Source organism: Planctomyces sp. SH-PL62 (assembly GCF_001610895.1).
Taxonomy (GTDB): domain Bacteria; phylum Planctomycetota; class Planctomycetia; order Isosphaerales; family Isosphaeraceae; genus Paludisphaera.
This window is the reverse complement of record NZ_CP011273.1, coordinates 5,676,541-5,702,473: the sequence shown is the minus strand read 5'-3', so window position 1 is coordinate 5,702,473 and position 25,933 is coordinate 5,676,541. Positions and strand designations below refer to the sequence as shown.

Annotated in this window: 27 protein-coding genes; 18 read left to right on the top strand and 9 right to left on the bottom strand. The window is 58.7% G+C overall.

Annotation, left to right across the window (positions count from 1 at the left end):
• Positions 1-102 precede the first annotated feature (102 nt).
• Positions 103-579 carry a hypothetical protein gene (locus VT85_RS22315; protein WP_068420158.1) on the bottom strand — a complete coding sequence of 159 codons (477 nt, stop codon included), beginning with the start codon at positions 577-579 and terminating at the stop codon, positions 103-105.
• The gene (gene mobF, locus VT85_RS22310; protein ID WP_068420156.1) at positions 569-3,298 is read right to left on the bottom strand and encodes a MobF family relaxase; all 2,730 of its coding nucleotides are present in this window, start codon (positions 3,296-3,298) and stop codon (positions 569-571) included. Before mobF ends, VT85_RS22315 begins: the two co-directional genes overlap by 11 nt.
• Before the next feature lie 280 nt (positions 3,299-3,578).
• Between mobF and VT85_RS28725 the strand changes: the two genes are divergently transcribed.
• Together VT85_RS28725 and VT85_RS27035 are read left to right on the top strand one after the other, a co-directional pair.
• Positions 3,579-3,788, top strand: a complete 210-nt coding sequence (locus tag VT85_RS28725; protein WP_068420154.1) for a hypothetical protein — start codon at positions 3,579-3,581, stop codon at positions 3,786-3,788.
• 47 nt (positions 3,789-3,835) lie between these two features.
• Positions 3,836-4,705, top strand: coding sequence for a prepilin-type N-terminal cleavage/methylation domain-containing protein (locus VT85_RS27035; protein WP_082858802.1), 870 nt, complete (start codon positions 3,836-3,838; stop codon positions 4,703-4,705).
• Positions 4,706-5,219: 514 nt separating this feature from the next.
• Here VT85_RS27035 and VT85_RS27030 read toward each other — a convergent pair.
• Together VT85_RS27030 and VT85_RS27930 are read right to left on the bottom strand one after the other, a co-directional pair.
• Positions 5,220-6,125, bottom strand: a complete 906-nt coding sequence (locus tag VT85_RS27030) for a prepilin-type N-terminal cleavage/methylation domain-containing protein (RefSeq protein ID WP_082858801.1) — start codon at positions 6,123-6,125, stop codon at positions 5,220-5,222.
• A 316-nt stretch (positions 6,126-6,441) separates the two neighbouring features.
• A complete protein-coding gene (locus VT85_RS27930; protein ID WP_156513029.1) occupies positions 6,442-6,846 on the bottom strand; it encodes a hypothetical protein in 405 nt (134 codons plus the stop codon).
• A 120-nt stretch (positions 6,847-6,966) separates the two neighbouring features.
• On the opposite strand from VT85_RS27930, the gene VT85_RS27925 reads away from it, so the two are divergent.
• Positions 6,967-7,722, top strand: a complete 756-nt coding sequence (locus VT85_RS27925) for a type II secretion system protein (RefSeq protein WP_197490935.1) — start codon at positions 6,967-6,969, stop codon at positions 7,720-7,722.
• 269 nt (positions 7,723-7,991) lie between these two features.
• On the opposite strand, the gene VT85_RS22295 is transcribed toward VT85_RS27925, so the two are convergent.
• The 3 genes from VT85_RS22295 to VT85_RS22285 form a co-directional block, all read right to left on the bottom strand.
• Positions 7,992-8,561, bottom strand: a complete 570-nt coding sequence (locus VT85_RS22295; RefSeq protein ID WP_068420151.1) for a recombinase family protein — start codon at positions 8,559-8,561, stop codon at positions 7,992-7,994.
• Positions 8,562-8,727: 166 nt separating this feature from the next.
• Positions 8,728-9,057, bottom strand: a complete 330-nt coding sequence (locus VT85_RS22290) for a type II toxin-antitoxin system PemK/MazF family toxin (protein WP_068420149.1) — start codon at positions 9,055-9,057, stop codon at positions 8,728-8,730.
• Positions 9,057-9,314, bottom strand: coding sequence for an AbrB/MazE/SpoVT family DNA-binding domain-containing protein (locus VT85_RS22285; protein ID WP_068420147.1), 258 nt, complete (start codon positions 9,312-9,314; stop codon positions 9,057-9,059). The genes VT85_RS22290 and VT85_RS22285 overlap by 1 nt, the downstream gene beginning before the upstream one ends.
• Positions 9,315-9,573: 259 nt before the next feature.
• Between VT85_RS22285 and VT85_RS22280 the strand changes: the two genes are divergently transcribed.
• From VT85_RS22280 to VT85_RS27020, 4 genes are all read left to right on the top strand, one after another.
• Positions 9,574-9,867 (top strand): WGR domain-containing protein, encoded by a 294-nt coding sequence (locus tag VT85_RS22280; RefSeq protein ID WP_068420145.1) that lies wholly within the window; start codon positions 9,574-9,576, stop codon positions 9,865-9,867.
• A gap of 92 nt (positions 9,868-9,959) precedes the next feature.
• Positions 9,960-10,253 carry an abortive infection family protein gene (locus VT85_RS27025; RefSeq protein ID WP_082858800.1) on the top strand — a complete coding sequence of 98 codons (294 nt, stop codon included), beginning with the start codon at positions 9,960-9,962 and terminating at the stop codon, positions 10,251-10,253.
• Positions 10,254-10,661: 408 nt separating this feature from the next.
• On the top strand, positions 10,662-11,219 hold the full coding sequence (locus tag VT85_RS27920; protein ID WP_156513027.1) for a hypothetical protein: 558 nt from the start codon (positions 10,662-10,664) through the stop codon (positions 11,217-11,219).
• Positions 11,220-11,224: 5 nt separating this feature from the next.
• Positions 11,225-12,301: a DUF4062 domain-containing protein gene (locus VT85_RS27020; protein WP_082858799.1), complete on the top strand. Its 1,077-nt coding sequence runs from the start codon at positions 11,225-11,227 to the stop codon at positions 12,299-12,301.
• A 50-nt stretch (positions 12,302-12,351) separates the two neighbouring features.
• On the opposite strand, the gene VT85_RS22270 is transcribed toward VT85_RS27020, so the two are convergent.
• Entirely contained in the window at positions 12,352-12,858 is a 507-nt protein-coding gene (locus VT85_RS22270; RefSeq protein WP_068420141.1) for a Dna2/Cas4 domain-containing protein, read from the bottom strand.
• Positions 12,858-13,136: a hypothetical protein gene (locus tag VT85_RS27015; RefSeq protein ID WP_082858798.1), complete on the bottom strand. Its 279-nt coding sequence runs from the start codon at positions 13,134-13,136 to the stop codon at positions 12,858-12,860. Before VT85_RS27015 ends, VT85_RS22270 begins: the two co-directional genes overlap by 1 nt.
• A 242-nt stretch (positions 13,137-13,378) precedes the next feature.
• Between VT85_RS27015 and VT85_RS22265 the strand changes: the two genes are divergently transcribed.
• The 11 genes from VT85_RS22265 to VT85_RS22220 all read left to right on the top strand — a co-directional run bounded on the left by VT85_RS22265 (position 13,379) and on the right by VT85_RS22220 (position 25,927).
• Positions 13,379-14,989 carry a site-specific DNA-methyltransferase gene (locus VT85_RS22265; protein WP_068420139.1) on the top strand — a complete coding sequence of 537 codons (1,611 nt, stop codon included), beginning with the start codon at positions 13,379-13,381 and terminating at the stop codon, positions 14,987-14,989.
• Positions 14,986-17,652, top strand: coding sequence for a DEAD/DEAH box helicase (locus tag VT85_RS22260; RefSeq protein ID WP_068420137.1), 2,667 nt, complete (start codon positions 14,986-14,988; stop codon positions 17,650-17,652). The genes VT85_RS22265 and VT85_RS22260 overlap by 4 nt, the downstream gene beginning before the upstream one ends.
• Before the next feature lie 5 nt (positions 17,653-17,657).
• Positions 17,658-18,758 carry an endonuclease NucS domain-containing protein gene (locus VT85_RS22255; protein WP_068420135.1) on the top strand — a complete coding sequence of 367 codons (1,101 nt, stop codon included), beginning with the start codon at positions 17,658-17,660 and terminating at the stop codon, positions 18,756-18,758.
• Between the two features lie 127 nt (positions 18,759-18,885).
• The gene (locus VT85_RS22250) at positions 18,886-19,131 is read left to right on the top strand and encodes a type II toxin-antitoxin system Phd/YefM family antitoxin (protein ID WP_068420133.1); all 246 of its coding nucleotides are present in this window, start codon (positions 18,886-18,888) and stop codon (positions 19,129-19,131) included.
• Positions 19,131-19,583 carry a type II toxin-antitoxin system VapC family toxin gene (locus tag VT85_RS22245; protein WP_068420131.1) on the top strand — a complete coding sequence of 151 codons (453 nt, stop codon included), beginning with the start codon at positions 19,131-19,133 and terminating at the stop codon, positions 19,581-19,583. Before VT85_RS22250 ends, VT85_RS22245 begins: the two co-directional genes overlap by 1 nt.
• Positions 19,584-19,917: 334 nt before the next feature.
• Positions 19,918-20,568, top strand: a complete 651-nt coding sequence (locus tag VT85_RS22240) for a ParA family protein (protein ID WP_068420130.1) — start codon at positions 19,918-19,920, stop codon at positions 20,566-20,568.
• On the top strand, positions 20,540-20,842 hold the full coding sequence (locus tag VT85_RS22235; protein ID WP_156513026.1) for a hypothetical protein: 303 nt from the start codon (positions 20,540-20,542) through the stop codon (positions 20,840-20,842). Before VT85_RS22240 ends, VT85_RS22235 begins: the two co-directional genes overlap by 29 nt.
• 87 nt (positions 20,843-20,929) lie before the next feature.
• Complete coding sequence (locus tag VT85_RS22230) at positions 20,930-21,859, top strand: replication initiator protein A (protein ID WP_068420126.1); 930 nt, start codon at positions 20,930-20,932, stop codon at positions 21,857-21,859.
• Between the two features lie 600 nt (positions 21,860-22,459).
• The gene (locus VT85_RS27915; RefSeq protein WP_156513025.1) at positions 22,460-22,654 is read left to right on the top strand and encodes a hypothetical protein; all 195 of its coding nucleotides are present in this window, start codon (positions 22,460-22,462) and stop codon (positions 22,652-22,654) included.
• An 895-nt stretch (positions 22,655-23,549) separates the two neighbouring features.
• Positions 23,550-25,244: a helix-turn-helix domain-containing protein gene (locus tag VT85_RS22225; RefSeq protein ID WP_068420124.1), complete on the top strand. Its 1,695-nt coding sequence runs from the start codon at positions 23,550-23,552 to the stop codon at positions 25,242-25,244.
• Positions 25,244-25,927 carry a class I SAM-dependent methyltransferase gene (locus tag VT85_RS22220; RefSeq protein ID WP_156513024.1) on the top strand — a complete coding sequence of 228 codons (684 nt, stop codon included), beginning with the start codon at positions 25,244-25,246 and terminating at the stop codon, positions 25,925-25,927. The genes VT85_RS22225 and VT85_RS22220 overlap by 1 nt, the downstream gene beginning before the upstream one ends.
• Positions 25,928-25,933 lie beyond the last annotated feature (6 nt).

Below are 25,933 nucleotides of genomic sequence, written 5' to 3'. Positions count from 1 at the left end.
CTGCCCTCCAATTTAGCGGGGGCGGCAAAACGCCGCGCGGTGCCCGCCGCGCTCGCTCCCTGCGCTCACGCTCCGGTCGCTCGCTTCGAGTGCGCGGGAGCGTCAGAATTCCACCGGGTGAAACGCGATGCGGTGGATGACCGGTGAGGATTCGGGTTCAAAATCCCGCTCCGCCGGCAGCTCGCGCATCCACGGCATGCGCTGGAGGGAGAGGTAATCGAACAGCGGCCACAGATGCCGCCCTTCGATCGTGACTTCCGTGATGATCCGGGATTTGAAGCAGAGGATGAGCGTTTCTCCCGAAGTGCCGGTGGCGGGACGGTATTCCGGGAAGCTGTCCAGGTCGGCGTACATGCCAACCCGCACCGCCCGATCTTTCAGGAAGAAATGCACGCGCGGCAGCGGTTTGTAGCTGGGCATGGCAAACGCCCGGTAATCGCCGCTCATGGTGAGCAGCGAAACCGCCTCATCTTCCTCGCGCGGCGGCACTGCTGCGGTGCCTGCGCCGGGATCAGGCCGATTCAAGATCGCCTGGATGCCGGAAATCGAGCGCCGGTCCGGCGCCAAGCTAGCGTCCATGGACATGACTCCTCTCCGGTTGCGGGGTATCGTGGGATACGCGTATACGCTGATAGAAGCGTAAGCGTTTCAGCTTATCCGCTTGCCGACGCATGCGTTCGGCAAGGCTGGCCTTGCGGGCCGCGTGCGGCGGCTGAAACAGGTTGGGGTGCGCCGCGTGGCCCACCAGGTCGAGCGCCGCGATTTTGGCGGAAGAGCGCTGGATGCCCTCGCGCACCGCTTCCTTGTCGTCGGTATAGAGTGTCAGCCGCTCGCGGGCGCGCGAGCTGGAGACATACATCTGCTCCCGATTGATCGCCGGCAGCGAGATTGCCGCCATGCCGAGGATGACGCGATCAACCGTTTTGCCCTGGCTGCCGAAGGAGGTTTCCACGTAGCCGTGCCGGAAATGCCCTTCCTCCTTGCCGACCACCCAGCCGTTTTCAAGGCGGATATTGCCGCCTTCGGTGAAGCCAGCCACGCGGTAGCTGGAGCCGTTGGTGAGCTTGTGCTTGCCATCGAGGGAGCGGCCATTAGCGGTGAACCGGATCAGATCGCCTTTGGCCAGGTGGATGGTTTCCGGGCGGTAGACCTGGAATCTCGCCGCTTCGCCGACCGGCAGGCCGGCGCGCGCGTCCTCTGCCCCGGAGAATGCCAGCCGGTCGCCTTTGCCAAAGCCCTGCTTCGCATTCTGGTGGAACTGGAGCACATCGCCGCCCTGGTAATTGCGTGCATCACCGCGCTCGGCTTCGCTTAAGTTCCGTGCCACCAGCCGGGTAAACGCCCGCTCCTCCTTGCCCAGCTTCTTCGCCAGCCTGAGCTGGCGGCGGATTTCCCGCGTGATGCGCTCGCCTTCGGCATGGGTGGGGCTGACCACCAGGGCGGTTTTCTTGTCGTTGATGGCCTGCACATATTCGTTGGCCAGGTGCCAATAGCGGTCGCCTTCCCGGTTTTCCTTCACCCAGCCCAGCCGGTCGAGCTGATCGAAGCCGGAAACCGTCTCACCAGCCGCCAGGGCTTCCACCGCCTTCCGGTAGTGGCTGCCCTTCTGCCGCTTGATCGTGGCGATGGTAAAGGGCGTGATTCCGCCGTAGGTGGTCAGCACATGCAGGAGCGATCCCCTGGCCACCGAGCCATGCTGGCGGGAATCGCCGACGAAATTGAGCTTCAGATTTTTCTCGGCGGCAAGGCCGAACAGCCGGTAGGCGTCCCGGTGCCCGAGAAGGGAGGATTCATCGATGACGACGCGGCCATCCTTCGCCCGCTCCTGCATCCGTTCATCCAGCAGGAAATGCGCGACCGTCACCGCCTCAAACCCTTCCTTGTTCAGCACTTTGGCCGCTTCGGCCGTGCTGGCCAGATACGTCACCTCCTCGCCGGCCAGCCGCATCGCCTGATCGTAAATGCCGAGCGCGGTGGTCTTGCCGGTGCCGGCAATCGCGTTGACCACGTTGACGCGGCAGCTGGAGGTAAGAAGGCCCTGCACCGCCCGCCACTGGTCGTCATCGAGCGCGCCACGGTTCAGCCCGTCCGGCAGCCCCACCGGTTTGACCGGCCCCATCCGGGTAGCAAATGCCGCGATTTCTTCCTCTTCCCGCTGTACCGCCTTGGTGGTAGCCAGCAGCCGGTCGCCCTTGGTGCGCGTAATGATGCCCTGACGCGGCAGCTCCGCCGCTACCTCATCCGCCGTGACATCGCCCAGGCCGTAGAGCAGCGCCACCCGCTTCAGCTCCCGTTCCGGCACTACCGATGCCTTCTCAAAGCAGTGGTGGACCGCGTAGGACACCGCCTCGCTGGCAGAAACCCTGGCATCCGGCGCGATCCGCCTGCCGTACACGGCGGCCAGCGCCTGCCGGTCGGCATCCGAAAGCTGCCCTTCCCAGGCAGCCCGCAGCTCTGCCGGTGTCAGCTCCTTCTGCTTGCCCGAGCGCGTCTTTGCACCCAGCTCGTGCTTGTACTCCTCCCGGTAGGTGGGATCGTTCTTCCGCTTCTCCTCGTGCGCTTCCTGCACTTCCTCCGAACGCTTGCTGAACCGGTCGATCACCGCTTGCGGCACCCCGGCGATTTCCCACTCCTTCAGGCCCCGACTGCGGTCGATGCGGTAGCCCATGCCCTCCAGCCGATTGGCTAGCCGGGCATAGAAGGCGGCGGTGAAATACTCTCCGTCCCGCTTGATCGCTGCGAATTGTCCGGCCTTGATCCGGTCCTCATCCGCATCGAAGGTGGCGTTGAACACCAGCACATGACGGTGACGGTGCATGTCCGGCACCGCGCCACCCACCGGGCGCGCCGTACTGTGGTCGAAGCTGGCATAGAGCAGATTGCCGGTGGTGCGATCGCAATCCGCGCCCTGCCTCCGCACGCGCGTCTGCATGTCGGCTTCCAGCTCTTCCATGGTTTCCCGGATGGAGGCGTCGAAGGCAGATAGAAGCTCCTGGCGGCCCGATTCGCCGGCCAGCGCTTCCACGATGCTGAAGGATTTGGGGGCGGAGAACACGAAGTCATAGCCCACCCGCCGCTCCGCGTTGGTGCGCGGCGTGAGCGATTTCCCCGTGGCGGGATGGAGGTTGTCGCAGAGCCGGTCAAAGCTCGCCTTGTCCACGGTGCCGGACAGGCCCATCCGCTCCGCCAGCGTACCTCCCCAGGCGCCCAATGTTTCCTGCCCATCCGCGTAATAGTCGCTGGCCGCGTAGTAGTTCTTCGCGCCGGAAGCGGTGGTGACTTGGTGGATGCGCAGCATAGGGTTGCCTTGCGGGGTGCCACTAGATGATGTGCATCATATGAGCGCTTACCCCCAAGTCAAGCGGTTTTGCACGCATTGGTTGTTACTGATTCATTGGCTACAGGCGTCTCCCCTTAGCTTTGCTCAAGGGATTTTTCGCGGGGAAAAAGCGGGTCGTGGAACGACCGCCGCCAAGCATTGGCATTCGCCTGTCAGTTGAGCGACTGACCAAAGCGAATAGCCTGGCCGCATCCGGCTGTGTTTGACGAGGCTGCCGAATCGGGCTATCGCTGGCACCATGACCGAGGTTGATTTCACTGATTCGCAGCTACCGCCGGATGAGCTGAAGGAAGTGCGACAACGCTACCGGGAGGAGCGGCGTGCCGAGGAAGATCGATTGGCAGGGAAACGTGGCAGGCTTCGGCTCTGCTTCGGTAGCGAAGACTACGCCAAGAGCGGGCTTGGCTTGTCGGAGTTACCATTGCCGCTGATCGAGTTGACCGACTGAATCTGCCGTTTTACGAATGGTTAACCATTCGCTGCTAGGCTGGCAGGATGAATAATCATGCCCGCGTCCCCGATTGTTGTCGCTCTCGCTCCGCTCCAGGTTTCACGCTCATTGAGCTGAGCATTGTGCTGGTGATTATCGGGCTGGTGGTTGGCGGCGTGCTGGTGGGGAGCGATCTGATCGAGGCTGCAAAAGTCCGCGCAGCAGGCGGACAGATCGAAGAGTACGAACTAGCGATCGGTTCATTCCGGCTAAAGTATAACGCTCTCCCTGGTGACTTGACAGCCTCGCAATCAATGGCTTTCGGCATGACCCCTCGCACGGATAGTGCACTTTACTGCTCCGGCGGCGACCAGAGAATTTACACATACAGTGGCGGTGCCTGCGGCAAGGACTATTCGACTTATCGGCTTGGCTCAGAAAATATTATTTTCTGGCGTGACCTTTCGCAGGCAGGCATGATCAAGGAATCCTTTGTAACGGCCACCGAAACAATATGGGTCCGCGAGATAACCCAATCACAGTTGACCACTTTTATTCCAGCCTCCAAATTGGATGGAAATTTTATTACCTTCGGCTCGTTTGATTATCCGGCAGCCAGTAGCCGCCGCCCGTTTTATCCTGCCCCTGCAACATTCTATATGATTAAGGGTGTCACAGGCACAGACTATGCTAATTTAATAGATAAACTTGCAATTAAGCCGTTACTCGCATTTGCATTTGACAGCAAATTTGACGACGGTATTCCAAATACGGGGATCGTAAGAGCAGCGGATGCGAATGCCAATTCAAGCACGCCTGCTTATTCAGCGGGTACTTACCCAAGCACATGCCGCACGGCTGTTAACGAGTATGCCACGGCATTGGGAGAGCCGGGATGCAGGCTTTTGATCAAGTCCAAAGCCTGGCCGCAGTAATTGGAAAAGTTAATTTCAACAAACGCCTTGCCACTTAACCTCGCTTCGGTCGCAGCGGAAGGATCATAACCGCTCTGGAACCCTCAACCGCCGTAAGGACCTCGACATGCTGTTCTACGCTGGTTCCGGTAGGGGCAGTCTCATGGCCGAGATCGATCATTCCCGATTCGCAGTTATCACCAGGCGACATGCCGCTATTTAGTTAGGTTATACTTTGGAGTATAGCATCAGGAAACATGCATTCGACGAATACGCCGTATTGTACGCACTCAGGCTTTATGGGCGGAAGTAAAGGGCTGCCAGGAGTATTAGAATCGAGACGGCGACAATTTTGCCATTGCCGATCATCCATTGCCTTGAAGTTATGGGTATCCCGTCGTAGTTCGACTTGTGGATTGCATTTCATGGACAACACTTTAGCAAAACGATGGTTAACAACTTATTAACCGCCCGGCTACCCGCTCCTCCCCTTTGCGAGCTGTCCGAGCGGTGAACCCGTCGAGGGCGGCGCTGGCTACCGCATTTTCACAAGCATGGAGCACTGCGGAGAGTTGTTGTTTGTATTGTATAATGTGGATGCACTGGTGGTAACGCACAGGTTTGGGCGGTCGTCTATGTATATCGTTATATCGTAGCTGACTCCTGCGATTGCGCCTCCGAGTATTCTGACAGCCCTGACGGTGCCCGTACTAGGTATACCGTCATCTATCTTGCTGTCGAGGGCGAAGGCTTGCATCGGGAGCAAGCGATGATCGTGTGCAGGCGGCACGGCAGCTCCGAATTGACAGTTCTGATTAATCCATCCCATTATTGCAGTGTCGGAAATGCAACTGAGCATGAACCAGTTATCCCCGAAGATTCGGGAAGTCACAGGCAGTATGCCTGCAAGAGGATTCATTTTAAGCGCCGGATAGTCCACTCCGGCACTCATGGTGGTTCGAAGCGCCCCGCCGTATACTCCATCGTCTCTGTAGCCACTCAGATAAAAGTTGTAATTTCCTGCGATTAAATTGGCGTCGCCCAAATGCATGAAAAAGTAAGTCATCTCGTGATTCACAAAGCCGTACCTGCCAGATGAGCAGTAAACAAGATCCTGTACGCAATTAAAGGCACCGTTGCCGTCTCCGGAATTTCTGGAAACGGCATGAGAATAACGCAAGCCGAATGCCTGTGCTTTGTTAGCCGGGATATCGCCAGGTAAGTTTCCGTACTTCAATTTGAAGACGTTTGCCGCAGTGCTGTATTGCTCAAGCTGCGACGCCGTCGCCCGAAGTTTTGCCGCCTCGATCAAATCCCTTCCCACCAGCACGCCGCCGACCACCAGTCCGATGACGACCAGCACGATGGACAGCTCGATCAGCGTGAAGCCAGAGCTGGTGCGAATCGGCATGCAGATAGAGTGTTTCATGTGGCGTACCATAAAGTCATCCGGTTAATCCTCCGTTAACAGTCTTGCCTTGATCGAGCGGCAGAGGCGGTCTACCATGCGGGCAACGCCATGAGCATAGGTGAGAGCGCATGCCACGGATGTATAGCGAGAAGCACGGGCGGGAGCACAAGGCCAGAATCATCACCCAGCAGCAGGAGTACCGCCACGAAGGCGAAAGCGTGCTAGTGACGCACGACACGCCGAAAGGCAGCCCATGCTGAGACCAGGCCGGAAGGCGGCAGGAAGTTTTAGAACTCCTAATGTGAAGATACACGCGGTTGTCTATGGCAATGACAAATTCAGATTGTCATGGGCGGAAGTAAAGGGCTGCCAGGAGTATTAGAATCGAGACGGCGACAATTTTGACATTGCCGATCATCCATCGACTTGAAGTCATGGGTTTCGCGTCGTAGTTCGCCTTGTTGATTTTCGGGTAAAGTGGAACATAGAGAACCTGGATTGGATCGCCAACGCGTTGCTTCCACATCTGATAGTCGGTCCGACCCACGCCGAACCAGTTCTTGTAGGTTTTGTCAAGATCGTCCTTGAATTCATAGAACACAAGGTCTGAATGCCCAGGCTCGCCACTTACGGCAGTAGCGGTTATCACGCCTTGCGTCGCCCGCCCGAAGAAATAAAGGAGGTAACGTGCTCTCAGGCGACTCAGGCACCAAAAAACGGCGCACACAATAAATATATCACGCGTTTGCAAATCGTACTCCCCGACAGTTTGATATGCCGTTCTTTGCGGATACCAGAGTTTTTCATACCACCAAGGGTAATGTATATCTGTTAACGGAATGTTAAATTATTCATTGCTACATTGGCCGTGATGACACAAGAGCATTTAACAGGCTTTACGCTGATCGAGATATCCATCGTACTGGTGGTGATCGGCCTAACCACTGGCGGAATTCTCGCGGGTCGAGAGCTGATCGAAGCGGCGAAAATCCGTGCCCAGATCAAACAGGTCAGCAACTTCAGTACCGCGACCGCTCACTTCAAAGACAAGTACGCCGCCCTTCCGGGAGACATCCCCCAAGCGGCAGCGACCAATTTTGGCCTCACATTCCACGCCACCTCTTATGCCGACACAGCGTGGTCCAACAACGGAACCATCGATGATGCCGGCGGCAATGCCCCCATCCGCTATGCCGGACGAGAGCCGTATCTATTTTCCTATGATTTGAAAGACGCTAATCTTATTAATTTCACGCGAAGGGGAAGTTCATATGACGTCGGCTTTTATCCGCCAGTGGCTGCTAATCCCAGCACAGGGATATTCATAAGCAGCTATAGAGGAAATATTTGGATGTATCTGGGGAAAACCACTTATTACGAAGGCAGTTTCTTGAATGACCACTCACCCGGCAGCATAGGCACTCTCACTCCATCGCAGGCGATGAGTCTGGATACAAAGATGGACGACGGTATCCCCAAGAGCGGCGCCGTGTTAGCAGTGGAAATTCCCTCGCATCTGCCTGCGACGAGCAATATCGCCGGGCAATGCGTCACGGACGCCACAGCCACCAGTTACAACGTCACGGACAATCGCATGTGGTGCAAGCTGTTCATTAGGTTCTTTTGAAAATGGTATTCATGCACGTCAAAATGGAATGTCATCCTTCGCACGCAGGAACCCGCCGGAACGGCAACGATGTCTTGGCAGGAGCCACAAGCCTGCCGCCGAACTGGCTAAGCTTGTTCACAGAGCCGAGGGTGTATGGAATCGATGATACGCCTAAAAATCGATAAATCATTGTTTATCTAGGAGAGACTCAACGTTAACGGCCAGAGGAAACAGTGGTTTCAATTGCAACCGCAATCGTTGACCAATGTTATGGCTTGAGGTTTCTATTATGTTGACATATCCTTCTTCGCTTCCTCGACATAGGCATACAGCGTCGGCTTACTGACGCCGACCATTTGGCAGATTTCCGGGATGGTGTGCTCCTTCGCCCGGTAGAGCTGAACGGCCAGGGCACGCTTTTTCTGATCCAGCTTCTTCTTCCGCCCTCCCTTCCTTCCCCGTGCCCGTGCCGCTTCCAGGCCCGCTTTGGTCCGCTCGCGGATCAGGTTCCGCTCAAATTCCGCCAGGGCACCGAAGATGTGGAACACCAGCTTGCCGCCGGAGGTGGTGGTGTCGATGGCCTCCTGGATGCTCTGGAAGCCGATGCCTTCCCCTTCCAGATCGTTCATCAGCTCGATCAGATGGCGGAGCGACCGGCCGAGCCGGTCCAGCCGCCAGACCACCAGCACATCGCCCTTGCGTAGCTGCTCCCGTACTCTCTCCAGGCCGGAGCGGTCGCGTTTGCTCCCGCTGGCGGTATCTTCCACAATCCGGCCACACCCGGCCGATTTCAGGGCATCCCGCTGCAAATCCAGATTTTGATCCTGCGTCGATACGCGGGCATAGCCGATCTTCATGGCAGGCTCTCCCGGCGGTTCTGGATGGATGCGATGAGGGATGCATGCGATACTATGCGGCCTTCCCGCCAGGCATGTATCCCCGACTGAATGGCGTCCACGTTGCGTTTCTCGGCTCTGGCGGTGTCTTTTGAATGTGTGTCGGTGCTCCCTGTGTCCGCCATGGTTATTCCAGCAGTGTCATCAACCGGGCAATCACCTCCTCGACGATGGCAGGCGGTGCCTTTTCTACGAAGGTGGCTTTGCGGGCCTGGAGATCAAGCGTGCGGGGCTGATGGCAAAGCACAACACCATGCACGTTGACCGTGGCACCGCTTAAGGGTACGGCGAAGCCTTTACTCCGGGCAAACTCGCCGCCCTGCGTGATCGGGCAGACCAGCGGCGTGCCGAACTGGTTGAACTCCCGCCGTGATACCACCAGCACATAGCGCCGCCCAAGCTGCTCCCTCCCCTGCACCGGATTGAGATCGACGTGGTAAATATCCCCCCGCTGCATCAGATGGCTTCGCCGCCAGCAGGGCCATCGTCCAGCCAGGCTTGTTCCTCTTTTGTCAGAGGGGCCGCCAGGTCGCATTGCCCAATCAGCTCCTCCAGCGTGTACCGGGGTTTGGCCTGCGGATCGACGATCAGCCGCCCATCGGCCACGGTAATGCCCACTTCGGCATTGGGACGCAGGCCAAGCATGTCAAGCACCGGCTTGGGGATGGCGAACATCACTGATCCGCCGACGGTGCGAAGAGTTGAGTAGTGCATGCCTAGGCTCCATCTATAAGTTATATTTTAATATAATATCGTATAGCGAAGGAAGCCGCAAGCTATACCATCCATCCACGGAAGGCAAGAAATTCGTGGGGAGCCGATGCAACTTTCCCTTGATTTCTTATCGCAATTCCTTTACCAAGAAAAGCGGAAAATGCCGTGGCCAGTCCGACGAGCTGGCCGGAGGCAGGAAAACGGTCGTTTGCTTTACCGCCGCAAGGCGGCAGGAGGGGTCAGGGGAAGGGATCAGGGGATGGAGCAGTTTCGGGCAGAGCTACAGGCGTGCGATCCGGCACGCGGTATCTTCCGGGCCTACCGCATCGAGGCAGGCACGGACCTGCTGGGCGATTGGCTGGTGGACGTGACATATGGCCGCATCGGCACGCCCGGCAGGCGGATTCGCCATGTGGCGGCTAGCGAGCAGGAGGCTCGCAAGATCGTCCGGCATTGCTTACAACGCCGCAAGACCGCCCCCAAGCGGATCGGCATCGGCTACCATCTCCGCGAGCTGAGCGATGCTGCTGGGTGGCTGTCCGTCCCCGCTTAGGTGATTCACGGGCACGCGTACCTCATGGCAGTTACGCTAATCTATTCCCTAAAGCCCCAGGCCCTAAGCCGCTCAGCACATCCTGGGAGCTAATGGACCTCTGCAAAGAAGCCCGCAAGGAATTGAAGCTGACGCCGGACGATATTCCGAACACGAACAAGGCAGCTGACACCGTTAAACGATTGCTCAACAATTTAGCTACGATTGTTCAGGGCCTAGCTGAGCTGCGGAATCCCTACGGCACTGGTCATGGCCATGAAGGACGAGCACGCGGCTTGCAGCCGCGACATGCCCGCCTGGCGGCAGGTGCCGCATCGACGCCCGCTCTCTTCTTGCTTGAAACCCATCGTGACGCGAAGAGGAAGGCTCCCGATAACGGTAGCTAGTGGATTGGGGCGTAATCCTAGCGGCACCCCCTACAACCCCCCACGATGGAGCACTTGGGGCACGCCGGAGCACCTTGCGGCACAGCGAGCACAATGAGCACTGCAATTCTCGCAAACCCTTGCTCTATCCCAAATTAGCTGCGATAATCCGCCGATTCCGTTTCCGAATTGGCAGTGAAACGCCGATTCAGCATTAAATTGGTTGCAAATTCAACGGCCAAAATCCCGAATAAGCTTTCCATAACCTATTGATTTCAAAGGGTTTGCGTCATATTATTGGGCTGTCGAGAGTCGCAAGGCCAATGCGGTTCGAGACACGCTCCCCGGTTATCGCCGCTCCAGACGGAGGCCCATCGCCAATGGGAAGGTCCGCGAAGGTTGCGATAAACCGGGGTCATTTGTACAACCTTGGACTGGAACACCGATATGGGCAGTGAAAATAGCATAGACAAGAAGCAGAAAGCACTCAGGGACGAGCTTTGGCCCGATGCTGGTTCATGGATTTGGGACCGCACCGACAAGGTTAACGTCAAAGGCTATGCCACCATCCCGCGATTGCTTCCCCTCATCATGATCCTGATCGATGAGCTATCCGAAAAAGGCGAAGGGGATGCTCGACTGGCTTACCTAGAATTGTGGAGCCGTGCTCGCGATCAGCATATTATATCAATAACAGATGAAGAAGATATCGCATTTGCTTCAAATTGCACCAACCCAAAACGGGCCGTCCGCACCTGGAAGGATCACATCAAGGTGCTCAAGCGGTTGGGATTCATTTTGGTCGAGAGCGACGGGAACCGCGAATTCGGCCATATCCTGTTGCTCAATCCTCTGGCTGTTGCAGCACGATTGCATGCGGAAGGGAGGACGCCACCCCGCTGGTGGTCAACGTTCAAGCGAAGGGCCGTCGAAATCGGTGCCAAGATACCCGATGCATCGATCCTTCCTGCCCTAACGCTGGAGTGACTGCCATGCCCTTCCACGCCAGCACCTACCGCGTCATGATCGCCTCGCCTTCCGATCTGGCGGAAGAGCGACAGGTGGCCACCGATGCCGTCAACGAATGGAACGCCTTGCACGCCGTCGCCGAGAACATCGTCCTGCTGCCGGTGAAGTGGGAAACGCACGCACTGCCGCAAGCGGCCATCCGGCCGCAGGAGGCGATTAACGCCCAGCTTGTCCGCTCTTGTGACATGCTGATCGGCATGTTTTGGACCAAGCTCGGCACCAGCACCGGCGTGGCTGAATCAGGTACGGTCGAGGAAATCGACCAATTCATTGCCGCCAAAAAGCCTGCCCAGCTCTATTTTTCCAACCGTCCTATTGATCCAGGTAAAATTGACCTGGCACAGCTTGGTAGGCTTCGGGATTTCAAGGAGGAAACCTACACCACGGCACTGGTAGGCAATTTCAGCAGCATCGATGAGTTGCGGCGGATAATTCACAGAAATTTGGTGAATCAAGTCAGGTTGCTGAAGGGGTGCCGCTCGCCTTCTTTTTATGAGAATTTGGATGTCTCAGAGAGAGTTATGAACTTAATACCTGAATCGGTTCGAAGAAACATCACGCCGGAGGCTTTTATGACATTCCGTGATGCGTTTATTGGTATGGAACCGCGTACTCACGCTCAGACAACAGACCCAGTGCCGCCGGGTGAAGTAGGCCCAAACGGCCACCGCATCGGCTACACCGACGAAGGCGATAAAGTCGAATGGATTCCCGATGAAGAGAATCCTGGCGAGGAATTGCCGCTGCTACTCCGTCGTAGCGATAACGCCATCCTCGCGGCTTACAATGTGTTTTGGGACAAGGTGTGGTGGAACCGCCATCAGAACTGGCTTTACCGAATCGAAACCGGCGAGGAACCGTTGACCGACGCCCAAGGACCGATCTTGGAGCAGGCCAAGGCAACCGCACGATGCATCGAAGAGAAGTATGGCAGGGAGAATCTTGGCTGGAATGATTTTGAATGGGGATTGCTCAGCGGCCGAATGTCCGCATTAGCGTGGGTTTTGGGTGCCGAATGGGATGAATCTTTAGATACATGATAATTCATGTGATTATCCCCCCCCCTTTTAGTCGTTCGCCTAGACTTTATCTACAATCTTGCTTGCACGCAGTAAACCCGCATGCCGCAGGGCCGGCACTGACCTGCTTTTGGCTGCACCGGGATTGGAGCAGCTATCGCCGCCCGTGCCGAACGGATGCCGCTGGCCAGATCCAGCACCCAGGCCCGCAGCTCTTCGCTGTTGTCGATGCGGTGCCGGGTGCCATTGCCGCAGACGATGAAACCGTGCGGAGGAATCACCCCTAGCTCTTCCTCGATCAGCAGGAAATACACGCCCATCTGAGCTAGATGCCACGGTCGCACGGTGCGGGATGACTTCCATTCTTCCGGGATAATCGTACCGCCCTGGCGAATCAGCCGATCCGGGCGGCCGATCAAGCCATACCGGCGGGATTTTAGCGTGACGCTATCCATCGCCACGGTCGGGCCGTCGGCAAGACCCTGGCGTTGATGCACCTGTTTCCCCGACAGCAGAAGAAGCAGTCCAAGCATAGCCAAGAAGGCAATGGCGATGAGCCAAATGAACGCCCAGCCCATTACCGCCAGACCACCAAAAGCAAGTAGACGAAGAACGCAGAAGCGGCAATCAGCCCCAGAAACGTGCCGAGCGTGGTGAGGAGCCCCGCCTTCCGCACCGCGACCGTCTTCCGCCGGTGATGCCGCGTGCCTGCTGCCAGCTCTGCCCGGTTGCCAGGCGGCAGCTTCAAGCCGTATTGCAACCGCCATTGCTCCGGGCAGTAGGCGAAACAGGCGATTTCATGGGCCGAAATCAGTCTGCGACGTGCATTCCCCGGTGCTTCGGTATTCTCCTGCATCGAATCTCCTCCCCACGAAGAGGATCGCTGATCGCAGGCAATCTGTCCAGTTGTACCCTGCAACACCAGAACCTTGCTCGCGGTACAAGATTCCAGTATCATGCTGACGGCAGAGCGATATCATGCAGGCTTCTCAGCCGCTTGCCTTCGCCCCCGGATCACGCTACCTATGACCGGCGAACGTTAGCGGGACCGCTCACCGCCATTGCTCTAAGCACAGAACAGGATTGTAGTTCCGCATCATGCCTACGTTGAATTGGATCGGCAAAGAAGCCGTCATCACCCACCATCAGAAGGTGCCGTTCCACCTGCTGAAAGACGTGCCGGAGCTGGCGTGCGGCGATCCAGGCAGCGGGAACCTGATCGTCCAGGGGGATAATCTGGTCGCCCTCAAAGCCCTTCTGCCCTACTACGCTGGACAAGTTAAATGCATTTATATCGATCCTCCGTATAACACGGGCAACGAAGGATGGGTATACAACGATAACGTCAACAGTCCACTCATCCGGGAATGGCTTGGCAAGGCGGTCGGCAAGGAGGGTGAAACGCTCGACCGTCACGACCGCTGGCTTTGCATGATGTATCCACGCCTTCAAGTTTTGAAAGATTTTCTTCGGTCTGATGGTTCCATCTGGATTTCCATCGACGATTCAGAACTCACTTTACTCAGAATGTTGATGGACGAGATTTTCGGCAGGCAACGTTTTGTTGCCTGCAATATCTGGCAAAAGCGATATTCCCGCGAGAATCGGGAAGCTATCGGCGACGTGCATGAATACGTCGTGGTATATGCCATGAATCCTGATGCGTTCAAAGCGACACGGAATTTGGTAGGACTTACGGAGGAGCAGGCCAAAGTTTACAAGAATCTCAACAATCACCCGCGTGGCCGATGGCGTGGTATTCCTATGACGGCACAGGGATATCGCCCAAATCAAATGTATGAAATTACTACCCCTGCCGGTATCGTCCATACTCCGCCTGAAGGCCGTTGTTGGTCAATGATTGAACCGGAATTCAAGAAGCTTGAAGCAGCAGGCCGGATTTATTTCGGCAAAGACAACAAGGCACAACCGAGCGTTATTCGTTTTCTTGATGAGGTAGAAGGATTCGTTCCCTGGACTTGGTGGCCGCATGAGGAAGTTGGGCACACAGACGAAGCCAAGAAGGAAATTCAAGCATTATTTGGTACTCAAACAGCATTTGATACTCCCAAGCCGACACGGCTTCTAGAGCGGATACTGCAAATTGCTAGCAATCCTGGCGACCTCATCCTTGATTCCTTTTCCGGTTCCGGCACGACAGGCCATGCTGCCCTAAAGCTTAACCACGCTACCCAGGGCAAACCCCCTCGCAGATTTCTTCTTGTTGAAATGGAATCGAAGATTGCCCGCGAAGTTACCTGCGAACGTGTCCGCCGGGCAGCTACTGGCTACACCAAAGCAAAGGGCGAGATCAGCGTCGAAGCGGTCGGCGGGAGCTTCCGCTATTGCGAGTTGGGAGAACCGCTGTTCGATGAGAGTGGCAAGATTCGTGATACGGTGCGATTCGCTGACCTAGCCCGGCATGTGTACTTCACGGAAACCGGCGAACCGCTGCCGCTGGCAGGTGAACTCAATTCGCCGTTTCTCGGTGAGTGCCGTGGCGTCGGTATCTATCTGCTGTTCAACGGCATCCTCGGCGACCGGACCGCTAACGGCGGAAACGTGCTGACGCGGGCCGTGCTCGCTAAGCTTCCGCCGTTTGATGGCCAGAAAGTCATCTACTGTGCAGGGTGTTTGCTCGGCCGCGACCGCCTGCTTGCCGAGCGGGTCATCGTTCGCCAGACGCCCTACGAGATTAAAACATCATGATTTCTCTAAAGAATTATCAAACTGAACTGCTTGGTTCATTACGCGATTTTCTTCGCCAGTGCTCGAAGGACGGCAGACCCGAAGCCGCCTACCAGGCGGTGCAGGAAGCACGCGAGCGGCGGCCGATGCCGTATCTCCCGGTCACTGCCGCCGGAATCAGACCTGGATTGCCCTATGTCTGCCTGCGTGTGCCGACCGGAGGCGGCAAAACCCTGCTTGCCTGCCATGCCACCGGCATAGCGATGGACGAGCTGTTGCAGGCGGAGCGGGCGGTGGTGCTCTGGCTGGTGCCGAGCAACGCCATCCTGGAACAGACCGCCAATGCTCTACGCGATCCCCGCCATCCTTACCGGCGGGCACTGGAACTGTCGTGCGGCAGCGTCGAAGTGCTGACTATCGAAGAAGCCTTGCGGCTCTCCGTTGCCGCCGTGTCAGGGCAGACGGTCGTGATAGTTTCGACCATTCAATCATTCCGCGTTGAGGATACCACGGGCCGGAAGGTGTACGACCAGAACGGCATGCTGGCCGAGCACTTGCTGAATCTTCCGCCCAGCCGCATTGCCGACATGCTCCCCGGTGCCGACGGCAAGCCGAAGCCTTCACTGGTAAACGTCTTACGCCTGCACCGCCCCATTGTCATCGTGGACGAAGCCCATAACGCCCGCACCGATCTTTCCTTTGCCACACTCGGCAACGTGCTGCCCTCCTGCGTCATCGAATTCACCGCCACCCCTGCCCGTTCGGGCAATCCGTCGAACGTGCTGGATTCGGTATCCGCCGCCGAGTTGAAAGCAGCGGATATGATAAAGCTGCCGCTTCGCGTCATCACCCGGCATCCCAGCCAACGCGATCAGTTGGTTGCCGAAGCGATCACGCTCAGAAGCGACCTGGAAAGGCTGGCCATCGCCGAAGGACAAGCGACCGGCGAATATCTCCGGCCGATTCTGCTCTTTCAGGCGGAGCGGGTGGATGCGTGCGAGCCGCTACGCGAGCGGCTGGTAAGCGAATTCGGGATTCCGAAAGATCAAATCAAGATTTCCGTTGGCCGCTTGGATGAGCTGAAGGATATCAAGGATATTTCCGCTCCTGCCTGCCCGGTGCGGTTCATCATCACCGTGGAGAAGCTGCGGGAGGGATGGGATTGCCCCTTCGCGTATGTGCTCTGCAGCCTGAAGGCGACCCGCTCAGCGACCGCCATTGAGCAAATCGTTGGCCGCATCCTGCGTCTGCCCAAGGCTCAGCCGAAGCAGCACCCGGATTTAAACTGTGCCTATGCGTTCTCGGTATCGGAATCGCTGACGGACGTGCTCGCCGAATTGCGGGAAGCACTGGTCAGCAATGGATTTACCGCCACCGAAGCCGAGCGGATCATCCTGCCGGTGACGCAAGGCACGCTGCCCCTTGGCGTGCAACCGAAAACGCTGAAGCTGGCCCCGGAGGAGATCGATGCCGATATGGCCGCGACACAGGTGCCTAGCCTCTCCGGCAAGGCACGGATCGACACGGCCAGCGGTGAAGTCACGATCCTGGTGCCGCTCGACGATGCGGAAACCGCGTACCTTCAAGCATGCGTGAAGACGCCGGAGGCGAAGTCACGTATCAAGGAAACCGTCGCCATCATCCGCGAGGCGGAAAAGGCGTTCGGTGGCAGCGGCCAAACCCGCGTGCCCACGCCCTATGAGCAAGGCATCGATTTCGTGGTGCCCCTGCTCAGCGTGCAGGAAAACGGCAATCTCTTCGAGTTTGAAAGCACCTTCCTGCTGGAGCACGAATGGAAGCTCAGCGAGAAGGACGCCACGCTGAAGGCGGGTTATAACCCGCTGGACCGGCCCGCAGGCAAGGCCGGTACGCTGGATGTGCTAGGCGGCAAGGTCATCGCCGCCGTTGCCGAAGGAGAGGCCAGCGATTTTGTGGCGACCCTGCATCAGCAGGTACTGGATTTGGGCACCGCTGATGACTGGACGAAGGAAGCTTTGGTTGCCTGGCTGGATCGCCACATCCCGCACCAGGACATCCCCGAAGGCGAATCTGCGAAGTTTCTGCTGAAAATCATCAACGGATTGATGGCTCAGCATGGCATCCCAGATGTAAGCACGCTCGCCCTGGACCGCTTCCGGCTGCGTGACGCGGTAGAAGACCGGATCAACGAGCACCGCCAGGAAGAACGCAAGAAAGCGTTCCAGGCATTCCTGCTTCCCGCATCCGAGCTGACGGTTAGCCCCGACCGTGCCATCAATTTCAAAACGATGGCCTATGAGCCGAGCTGGCTCTATGACGGCGGGTTCCTGTTCAAAAAGCATTATTTCGGTAAGCCGGGCGAACTCGCCGAGAAAACCCCTGGCGGGCATCTGACGGAAGAATTTAAGTGTGCTCAATTCATCGACGGCCTGGCCGAAGTGACATGCTGGATACGCAATCTCTCCCGCAAACCGTCATCGTTCCGGCTGCAAACGTCGAAGGATCGATTCTATCCCGATTTCATCTGCCTGCTGAACGACGGATGCATTCTTGTGGTTGAATATAAAGGCCAGCACCTTTTCACCGATGCGGAAGAGAAGCGTGCCGTTGGCGAAGTGTGGGCTTCCCGCAGCAAAGGTAAGTGCCGATTCGTCATGCCGACCGAGGGTGATTTCACTTCCATTGTCCGACCCATTATCACATAAATTTTATGCCTATTCGCCACGCTATCTGGAAAGTCGATTCTAACCCTCAGATCCTCGCTGAATCATCCCTGGCAAGGGAGCAGCTCCTTGAGGACATGATTGTTGCCGCTCCCCGCATCCTATCCGATGAATGGATGCTGATTGGCCGCCAGGAAGACACCGGCTTTGGCGGTCGTATCGATCTGCTGGCCATTGCTCCTGATGGAGCGATGGTGCTTATCGAACTCAAACGTGACCGTACGCCACGCGAAGTGGTGGCCCAGGCCATTGACTACGCCAGTTGGGTAGAACGATTGCGGGCAGCCGATATCGCCGCGATCTACCAGCGATTCAAGCCGGGCAGCAGCCTGGCGGATGATTTTCGGCTACGCTTCGGTGTCGATCTGGATGAGGATTCGCTGAACAGAAGCCACCAGATTGTAATTGTCGCATCGTCACTCGACGATAGCACGGAACGCATCGTTGCGTACCTCAACGACCGTGACATTCCGATCAACGTGCTGTTCTTCCAGGTTTTCACGCATGGTCCAGACCAGCTCCTGAGCCGTGCCTGGTTACTGGACCCGGTTCGGACGCAGATCAGCACCGCTGCGACACCGAGCGGTTCTAGCGAGCCTTGGAACGGCGAATTCTATGCTTCCTTCGGCCACGGCGAATCGCGATCCTGGGATGACGCCGTGCAGTTTGGCTTCCTCTGCGGCGGTGGCGGAGCGTGGTATAGCCGGACGCTTCAACTGCTTAGCCCCGGTGATCGTGTCTGGGTGAACATCCCGCGTACCGGCTATGTCGGTGTGGGAAAAGTGACCGGCTACGCTCAGCTTGCCGCTACTTTCCGGGTGATGACTCCGCAAGGCGAAGCCCCGGTGCTGGAGGTGGCAAAGCGAGGAAGCTACCACCGGGAATTTGTTGATGATTCGGAGAAATGTGAATACTTCGTCCCGATCCAATGGCTGCAAACTGTGCCGATAATGGATGCAATCAAGGAGATTGGGCTTTTCGGCAATCAAAACACCGTTTGCAAGCCGACCACGCCGGTTTGGCGTTCAACCGTGGAACGGCTGAAAGAGCGATTTCCCAACCACTTAATCGCAAAATCAGCCCTTTAATCAGAGTGCTTTGCACCGCGTTCCGACCAGCTCCCTCAGGCGTCATCTAGCTGGTCATCGATCTTGTCAAACTGGGCAAGTTCAGCTAGACTAGCCTAGTAGACCAGTCTAAAGCAGAGAGGGAATTATGGAATCGGTCGGGGCCTACGAGGCGAAGACGCATCTGCCTCAGTTGCTCGACCGCGTAGCCCGCGGCGAGGAAATCCAGATCACCCGGAATGGCCGCCCGGTTGCCCGGCTGGTGCCGGAGCCGGCGGAGGAAGCGCCTGATGTGCGTTCAGTGATCGCCGAAATCAAGGAATTCCGCAAAGGGCGGAAGCTTGGCGATGGCGTCACCATCCGGGATTTAATCGAGGAAGGACGGCGTTTCTGATGGCCAGGGCGAAAGGACGCGCCGTTAAGCCAAGCGAACACTTCGTACTGGACAACTCCATCGCCATGGCGTGGAGCTTCGAGGACGAAACGGACGATTACGCCGATGCCGTGCTGGACCGGCTGGCGACTGAAAAGGCGGTTGTCCCTGCCCTCTGGCCGCTGGAGGTTGCCAACGCCCTGCTGATGGGCGAACGGCGGAAACGCTCCACCGAAGCCGAAACGATCAAATGGACGGGCATCCTGGCTTCTTTGCCGATCATCATCGACAGCGAAACGAACGCCCACGCCTGGGCGGATACGCTGAACCTGGCGCGCGGCCACCAGCTGACGGCGTATGATGCCGCCTACCTGGAGCTGGCCATCCGGCGCGGCCTGCCGCTGGCCACGATCGACGGCAAGCTCAAACTTGCCGCCCAAGCGGTAGGCGTTCCCCTCTTCGCGGCGTCATAGGCCCGCCTCCCCTCTCCCCACTCAATGTTCGACCGACTGCTCCTCTGATCACCGTGGCATACGCGTATCCTCGTGTAACGCCGTACGGGGAAAGATGTGTCCGCGTCTGCCACGTTACGATGATGCCGTAGCCTCGTGTACCCGTATACGGCCATCCGTGTGAAACCGTGCGCCCGTTTCATTGCATCCCATAGTAAGGCATGCGCCGTAACCATTTACATTGGTGTACGCGTATGCTATTGCAGGGTCACACCCTGACCCTGTGTGCCGCGTATCCCATCCCACCTGTACGCGATTGCACGGGGAGCCTTGTATAACAGCCAACGAGTTTCCGATGCGGATCATTACCTTCGTCACACAGAAGGGAGGAGCGGGGAAAACCACCCTCGCCATCAACTGCGCAATCGCCGCCGAGTTGAAGAAGCATCGGGTGCTGATCCTGGACTTGGACCCGCAAGCCTCATCGGAAGGCTGGTATCAGGACCGTGAAGCCGATTCGCCCAAGCTGGTGAAAATCGATTCCTGGTCGCTGCCGGATGCCATCGCCAAGGCCAACTCCGCCGGATTTGATCTGGTGATCATCGATACGCCCGGCCGCGATGAGCCGTCTACCACCGCCGCGATCCGCTGCGCCGATTTCTGCATCATCCCGTGCCGCCCCACGCCGGTGGATTTGAGAGCCGTGCCGCCGACGGTCGCCACCATCAACCGCCTATCCAAATCGGCGGTGTTTGTGCTGACGCAGACGCCGCCGCGCGGCGAGCGGTTGCGGGAAGCGGAGGCGGGGTTGAGCATGCTCGGCATCGTTAGCCCGGTGCGCATCGTCACGCGCGCCGCTTACCAGGATGCGCTTGGAGCAGGCTTGGGGGTGATGGAATATGAGCCGGAAGGGAAGGCGGCCACTGAAATCCGGCAGCTGTGGAACTGGATCGAAAAGAAAATGGAGAAGATTGCCTATGACAGTGAAAAAACGCACATCGCTTGATTCCATCCTGACGCGCAACCTAGAGCAGGAACAACCGGCGATGGCGCCGGTTGCGGTTGCCGCGCCGGTTAGGGCCGAGCCGCAGCCGACCGGGAACCGTGCCGGCGTGAAGCAGCAGACGGCGTATCTCTCCCTCCCGATCTACGAGCAGCTGCGCCGCTTAGGGTTTGAGGAGCGGAAAAAGATGCACGATTACCTGATCGAAGGGCTCGATCTGGTCTTCCGCAAACGCGGTTTGCCCGGCGTGGACGAACTCAAGGGCAAAGAGGGATGAGCGTGCGCCCGTACCCGATGAGCAGGGCATACCAGCAAACGAGGTTAGCCTTGCGGCCGTATGAAGGTGTAAGGGCATACGCGTACCATGGCTAAGCGCCCGCCGCCGCCGAGCGATAGCCAGCCGGACCTGTTTGCGGCCAGCTTTGCCGATATCCCGATCCGCGATCAGCGTGACACGATGGAGCGGCCGTTCTTCAGCCTGGCGAAGAAGCCACGCCATGCCCCGATCGAATATCAGGTGGGCGATGTGTGGGTGGAGGTGAGCGCCAACCCGAAATTCGGCATGGCCACCATCTGGGATGCGGACATCCTGATTTGGGCTTCTACCCAGGTGACGGAAGCCCTGGACCGCGAGCTGAAACCGTCGCGCACCATCCATTTCCATCCCTACAACCTCCTGAAAGCGATCCGCCGGGAAACCGGGGGCGAGCATTACCGGCGACTGCGCGCGGCGCTGGACCGGCTGACCCACACCGCCGTTCGCACGAATATCCGTGGCCACGGCAAGAAAAAAATCGCCTCCTTCCACTGGCTGGAGAGCTGGACGGAAGTCATCGATGAGGCGACTGGCGAAACCACAGGCATGACGATGACGCTGCCCGATTGGCTCTATGACGGCGTGCTGATGCGGGGAGGGGTGCTGACCATCCACGAAGATTATTTCTTGCTCACCGGAGGCATTGAACGCTGGCTTTATCGCGTGGCGCGGAAGCACGCTGGCCAGCAGGAGCTGGGATGGAGCTTCACCATGCGGCAGCTCTTCGAGAAATCAGGCTCCACCGCCCGCTTCTCGGATTTCGCCATCGATGTACGGAAGGCCGTCGAAGGCAATGCCTTGCCGGAATACAGCATGGCGATCCACAAGAACGACGAGGGGGAGGAGGTGGTCAATTTCGTCCGCCGCAGCCAATTGGCGGTCGAAGATCCGAACTTCGAGTCGCCACGCTATGCCCGGCGACGCCTGGCGGGTGCGAGCAGCAGAAAATCCAAGCGATTCAGTAACATCGAGCCGTAAACGGTTCTCCGTACTTACGTTCAGCCCACTCCGGGGTAGTGGCCCGGCACGGTCGATTAGGCGCAGTTTTGGCGGATTTTCGCCTCCATACACGCTTCAAGTATATGGGCTAACAGCGTTTGGGTGGAGTTTTCCCCATGAAAACACCGTATCCGACGCCCAAAGGGCACGCAGAGCCGTGGATTCAGCAGGCACGGCCTATTAGGCGCACCCTGGTAGTCCGATTCAGAGTGGCGGAGAAACCAGGCCGGCTGTGGATAGTGTCGGTCGATTAAGCGTAAAACACACGGTCGATTAGGCGCATGCAGGCACGGTCGATTAGGCGCAAAGACTCGGCCTATTAGGCGCAAGAAGTGCCGTATTCCTGATTTTGTTCAATTGCTTGCACGGCCCTTAACGTTTTAACTGTATTATCATACTTATAACTTACTTAACGGATGACCGTTGTGGATAACCGGAGCGGCGAGGGGCAACCCCGTCCTTACGCCTGCACGCGCTCGCAGGAAGCCAGCCGTAACCGAGCGTGGCTGGCACCCCCTGGCACATGACGCGAGAATCCTTATAGGCTTCGCCGGCCACGCTCGATCCAGGAGGCTACCCATGCGTAACCGGATTCCGCTTCCCCCCGCAGACCCGAACCTGGCACAGACGCTGGAACTGCTCAGGCAGATCTCGGAAGCGGTGCAGGCCGTGCATGCACACCCGCAGCATGGACACGTTTTGCCGCAGCTCAAGCCAAGAAACCTGGAACGGCGCGATCGCACCGCAGATGGTGGCGACCCGGCGGAAGGGTGAACCGTCATCCCGCCTGGCGTTCAGTGCAGGGTTAACGGACCTGCTTCCCCACCGGCCCATGTCAGCCCGGTCACTTGACCGTGAACGGAGAGACAGGGGAGGGACACCGATAGAGTGCCCCGTATTCGGGCTTATAGGGCATTGAGAAGGGGTTTTTCGGCGTGTCCGCTACTACCCCAGCCGCGAGGTGCTTTTGGCTCTGTACGAGCTTGTAATGCGGTTTATCGCGTAGCGTTCCCTGCCACCTGCCGGAACGGAATCGGCCGGCATCCGTGCCTGGGTTTTTCCACCTGCGATCCGACCGGCTCCGCCGTTCGGTTGCGACGCTCATAGGCATCACCCGAAGACGGCTGATGCCTCTTCGGTCGCTTTGGTAGCTTTTCTATGTTCTCTATTTTTTCTCAAGCTTCAAGTCAAAGGAAACTACCTAGATCACCAAGGTTATCAGCCTGTCCTGCAATTCTCACGACACAGGGTGGAGGCACATTGCCTCCACTACGGTGTTGCTGAACGTACCAGGGCAAGAATTGCCTGCACGATATGCGGCGGCAGAAGGGGCCATTTCTCCAGGACTTCCCGCCATTCCGGCGAGCGTGCCGCGTCCTCCCGACCCATTTCCGACCACCAGCACCCTTGGTTTCCGTAAAGACAAGCCATTGAATGGGTTGCGGAATCCTTGCATCGGGTGCAATTCCCGCCGCCTCCACTGAAAGGCCCCTTGCGAGAAATCGCAAGGGGCCTTTTCTTTTTGACTTACGTCGATTCGCCTGCTCCGCAAGGACTTGCGACTTGAGCTTCGTGTCAGATAGCGTGTCAGATAAGAGCTTGGCCGTGTCAGATAAGCTGGTAAGATGGGGGCCGTGACCGCCTGGTTCATGGCACCGAGATCGACCCCATGGCACGCCGAAATCGTGACCTGAGCCCCGACCCCCAGGGCCGCTACCGCCCTTACCTCGGCTGGAAACACGGTGAGGATGGGAAGAAGCGGCAGCATCGCTTCAATCTGGGGACCGACCGCAAGGAGGCGGAACGTCGCCTGGCCAAGCTCCGGGAGCTGTACGACGAGAACTGCCGGGTCGTCCGGGAAGACCTCTGGTCCCCGCTAGCCCTCTCCTACGCCGAGGAGATCGCCAGGGGGCGGCATCGGATCACCTACTTCCCCCCGCCTCCGGAGCTCTGCATCGAAGATCCGGCGACCGACTACGCCCAGATGCTCCAAGTGGACAGGGACCGCTTCCCGTCCCTGGACCTCATCCCGTCCGACCCGACTCTGCACGCCGAGTCCGCCCGACGGGGGCAGCAAGGCGTGGTCAAGGACCGGATTCGGGAGCTGGAGGCCGAGCTGAGGGAACTCGGGGCGTTGGGCTCGAAGGAGTCATTGCCCGAGGAACTGATCCCCGGCTCGCTGCACGAGGCCCTCGACGACTACGAGGCGTCCATCGCCGCCCACAACGTCCGACCGGGAACGTCCGACCTGACGCCTTACGGTCGACTGCGGCTGGCTCGGGTCGAGCGGTTCAGGAAGGCCCACGACGACATCCCCCTCTCCGCCCTCACCCATGACGCCTGCTCGGCGATGGCCGCCTACTGGCGAGGCCGCCCGAAGGGGATGCGGGGGCTGACCAGCCGGGACAACGCCCGCCACCACGTCGGCGAGCTGATCCGATTCTACAAATGGCTGGACAGAACCGGGAAGTACCGCTGGCGGATGCCCAGCGGCGTCGGGCACATCGATCGCAAGATCGGCAAGACGGACGCCGAGCGGAAGCTATCGGTCATCACCAAGCGGGTATACTCGGCCGAGCAACTGGCGACCATCAACAAGCACGCCACCCCCACCGAGAGGCTGCTGCTGTACCTGGGTCTGAACTGCGCCATGGGGGCGGCGGAGATGGGACGGCTGGCCAGGGGCGACATCCTGCTGGGCCACCGCCACGAATACGCCGAGCGGCTGCACTTCTCCTCGACCGACGAGGACAGCTTCATCCGCTTCCTGCGGCCCAAGACCGAGGTCTTCGGGGAGTGGCTGGTATGGCCCGAGACGGCGAGGATGCTCCGGTGGGGGCTGGAGCGGTCCAAGAAGATCGGCTCGGAACTGCTTCTCGTCTCCGAGGAGGGCATGCCCTGGTACAGGGAGCATGCGACCAACGCCCAGTACCACTTTGCGAACGCCTGGACCCGCCTCCTGAAGCGGGTGCGGAAATCAGACCCCGACTTCCCGATCCTCCCCTTCGGGACGCTGCGGGACACGCTGCCGGACCTGTTGAGGCATCGTGAGAGCGACGACCTGGCCTCGCTCTGCCTGGCCCACGGACAGCCGTTTCAGGGCGACAACCTGCTCGAATGCTACGGGAATCGACCGTTCGGACGGTTGCACGATGCCCTGCGGAGGATGCACGCCTACTTCGCCCCGGTCTTCGCCGCCGCCCCCGACGACCCCACCGAGGAGGTGAAACAGTACTTGCCGGCGGCCGTCCGGGAGAAGGTGCGGGCGCTCATCGCCGAGGGGAAGAAGGCCCCGACCATCGCCAGGGAGTGCGGCGTGTCCGCCATGACCGTCTACCGTGAGATGAAACGGTACGACTACTGATGGACCTCCTGGACGACGACGAACTGGAGCGATCGGCGGTCGTCGCCAACTGCCGGATGAACCGGGAGCGGGGCCTCCTCGGCTCCAACGGCTACGACCGGGAACTCGGCTTCAACCCGCTCGACGTGCTGAGGAAGCCGTCGGGCGAGAGCCGCCCGGCCGGCTGGCTCGACCTCTGCTGCGGCTCGGGCAAGGCTCTGATCGAGGCCGCCAGAATCGTTCACGATGAGGGCATGGACGTGGAGATCGTCGGCGTCGACCTGGCGGGGCTGTTCCGGCGGGTCGATCCCGACCAGGATCGCCTGCGGCTGGTCGAGGCTTCACTGGGCGACTGGCGACCCGACCGAGGCTTCGACTTGATCAGCTGCGTCCACGGCCTGCACTACGTCGGCGACAAGCTGGCCCTGATCGCCCGTGCCGCCTCATGGCTGACCGAGGACGGTCTGTTCGTGGCGAGCCTGGATCTTCACAACCTGAAGATCGCCGACGCCTCGCCGTTGGGGCGACGAATCGCCGCCGCCCTTCGGCGGGCCGGTCTGGAGTACGATCGCAGGCGGCGGCTGGTGAGCTGCCGTGGTCGCAAGGCTGTGGACCTGCCCTATCGTTACCTGGGGGCGGACGACCGGGCCGGGCCGAACTACACCGGCCAGCCCGCCGTGGATTCGTACTATGCGGACGCCTAGAGACCT

Bases quoted from the DNA above. Each gene is read 5' to 3' on its own strand.
- VT85_RS22315 (WP_068420158.1), bottom strand. From the start codon at position 579: ATGGACGCTAGCTTGGCGCCGGACCGGCGCTCGATTTCCGGCATCCAG.
- mobF (WP_068420156.1), bottom strand. From the start codon at position 3,298: ATGCTGCGCATCCACCAAGTCACCACCGCTTCCGGCGCGAAGAACTAC.
- VT85_RS28725 (WP_068420154.1), top strand. From the start codon at position 3,579: ATGACCGAGGTTGATTTCACTGATTCGCAGCTACCGCCGGATGAGCTG.
- VT85_RS27035 (WP_082858802.1), top strand. From the start codon at position 3,836: ATGAATAATCATGCCCGCGTCCCCGATTGTTGTCGCTCTCGCTCCGCT.
- VT85_RS27030 (WP_082858801.1), bottom strand. From the start codon at position 6,125: ATGGTACGCCACATGAAACACTCTATCTGCATGCCGATTCGCACCAGC.
- VT85_RS27925 (WP_197490935.1), top strand. From the start codon at position 6,967: ATGACACAAGAGCATTTAACAGGCTTTACGCTGATCGAGATATCCATC.
- VT85_RS22295 (WP_068420151.1), bottom strand. From the start codon at position 8,561: ATGAAGATCGGCTATGCCCGCGTATCGACGCAGGATCAAAATCTGGAT.
- VT85_RS22290 (WP_068420149.1), bottom strand. From the start codon at position 9,057: ATGCAGCGGGGGGATATTTACCACGTCGATCTCAATCCGGTGCAGGGG.
- VT85_RS22285 (WP_068420147.1), bottom strand. From the start codon at position 9,314: ATGCACTACTCAACTCTTCGCACCGTCGGCGGATCAGTGATGTTCGCC.
- VT85_RS22280 (WP_068420145.1), top strand. From the start codon at position 9,574: ATGGAGCAGTTTCGGGCAGAGCTACAGGCGTGCGATCCGGCACGCGGT.
- VT85_RS27025 (WP_082858800.1), top strand. From the start codon at position 9,960: ATGGACCTCTGCAAAGAAGCCCGCAAGGAATTGAAGCTGACGCCGGAC.
- VT85_RS27020 (WP_082858799.1), top strand. From the start codon at position 11,225: ATGCCCTTCCACGCCAGCACCTACCGCGTCATGATCGCCTCGCCTTCC.
- VT85_RS22270 (WP_068420141.1), bottom strand. From the start codon at position 12,858: ATGGGCTGGGCGTTCATTTGGCTCATCGCCATTGCCTTCTTGGCTATG.
- VT85_RS27015 (WP_082858798.1), bottom strand. From the start codon at position 13,136: ATGCAGGAGAATACCGAAGCACCGGGGAATGCACGTCGCAGACTGATT.
- VT85_RS22265 (WP_068420139.1), top strand. From the start codon at position 13,379: ATGCCTACGTTGAATTGGATCGGCAAAGAAGCCGTCATCACCCACCAT.
- VT85_RS22260 (WP_068420137.1), top strand. From the start codon at position 14,986: ATGATTTCTCTAAAGAATTATCAAACTGAACTGCTTGGTTCATTACGC.
- VT85_RS22255 (WP_068420135.1), top strand. From the start codon at position 17,658: ATGCCTATTCGCCACGCTATCTGGAAAGTCGATTCTAACCCTCAGATC.
- VT85_RS22250 (WP_068420133.1), top strand. From the start codon at position 18,886: ATGGAATCGGTCGGGGCCTACGAGGCGAAGACGCATCTGCCTCAGTTG.
- VT85_RS22245 (WP_068420131.1), top strand. From the start codon at position 19,131: ATGGCCAGGGCGAAAGGACGCGCCGTTAAGCCAAGCGAACACTTCGTA.
- VT85_RS22240 (WP_068420130.1), top strand. From the start codon at position 19,918: ATGCGGATCATTACCTTCGTCACACAGAAGGGAGGAGCGGGGAAAACC.
- VT85_RS22235 (WP_156513026.1), top strand. From the start codon at position 20,540: ATGACAGTGAAAAAACGCACATCGCTTGATTCCATCCTGACGCGCAAC.
- VT85_RS22230 (WP_068420126.1), top strand. From the start codon at position 20,930: ATGGCTAAGCGCCCGCCGCCGCCGAGCGATAGCCAGCCGGACCTGTTT.
- VT85_RS27915 (WP_156513025.1), top strand. From the start codon at position 22,460: ATGCGTAACCGGATTCCGCTTCCCCCCGCAGACCCGAACCTGGCACAG.
- VT85_RS22225 (WP_068420124.1), top strand. From the start codon at position 23,550: ATGGCACGCCGAAATCGTGACCTGAGCCCCGACCCCCAGGGCCGCTAC.
- VT85_RS22220 (WP_156513024.1), top strand. From the start codon at position 25,244: ATGGACCTCCTGGACGACGACGAACTGGAGCGATCGGCGGTCGTCGCC.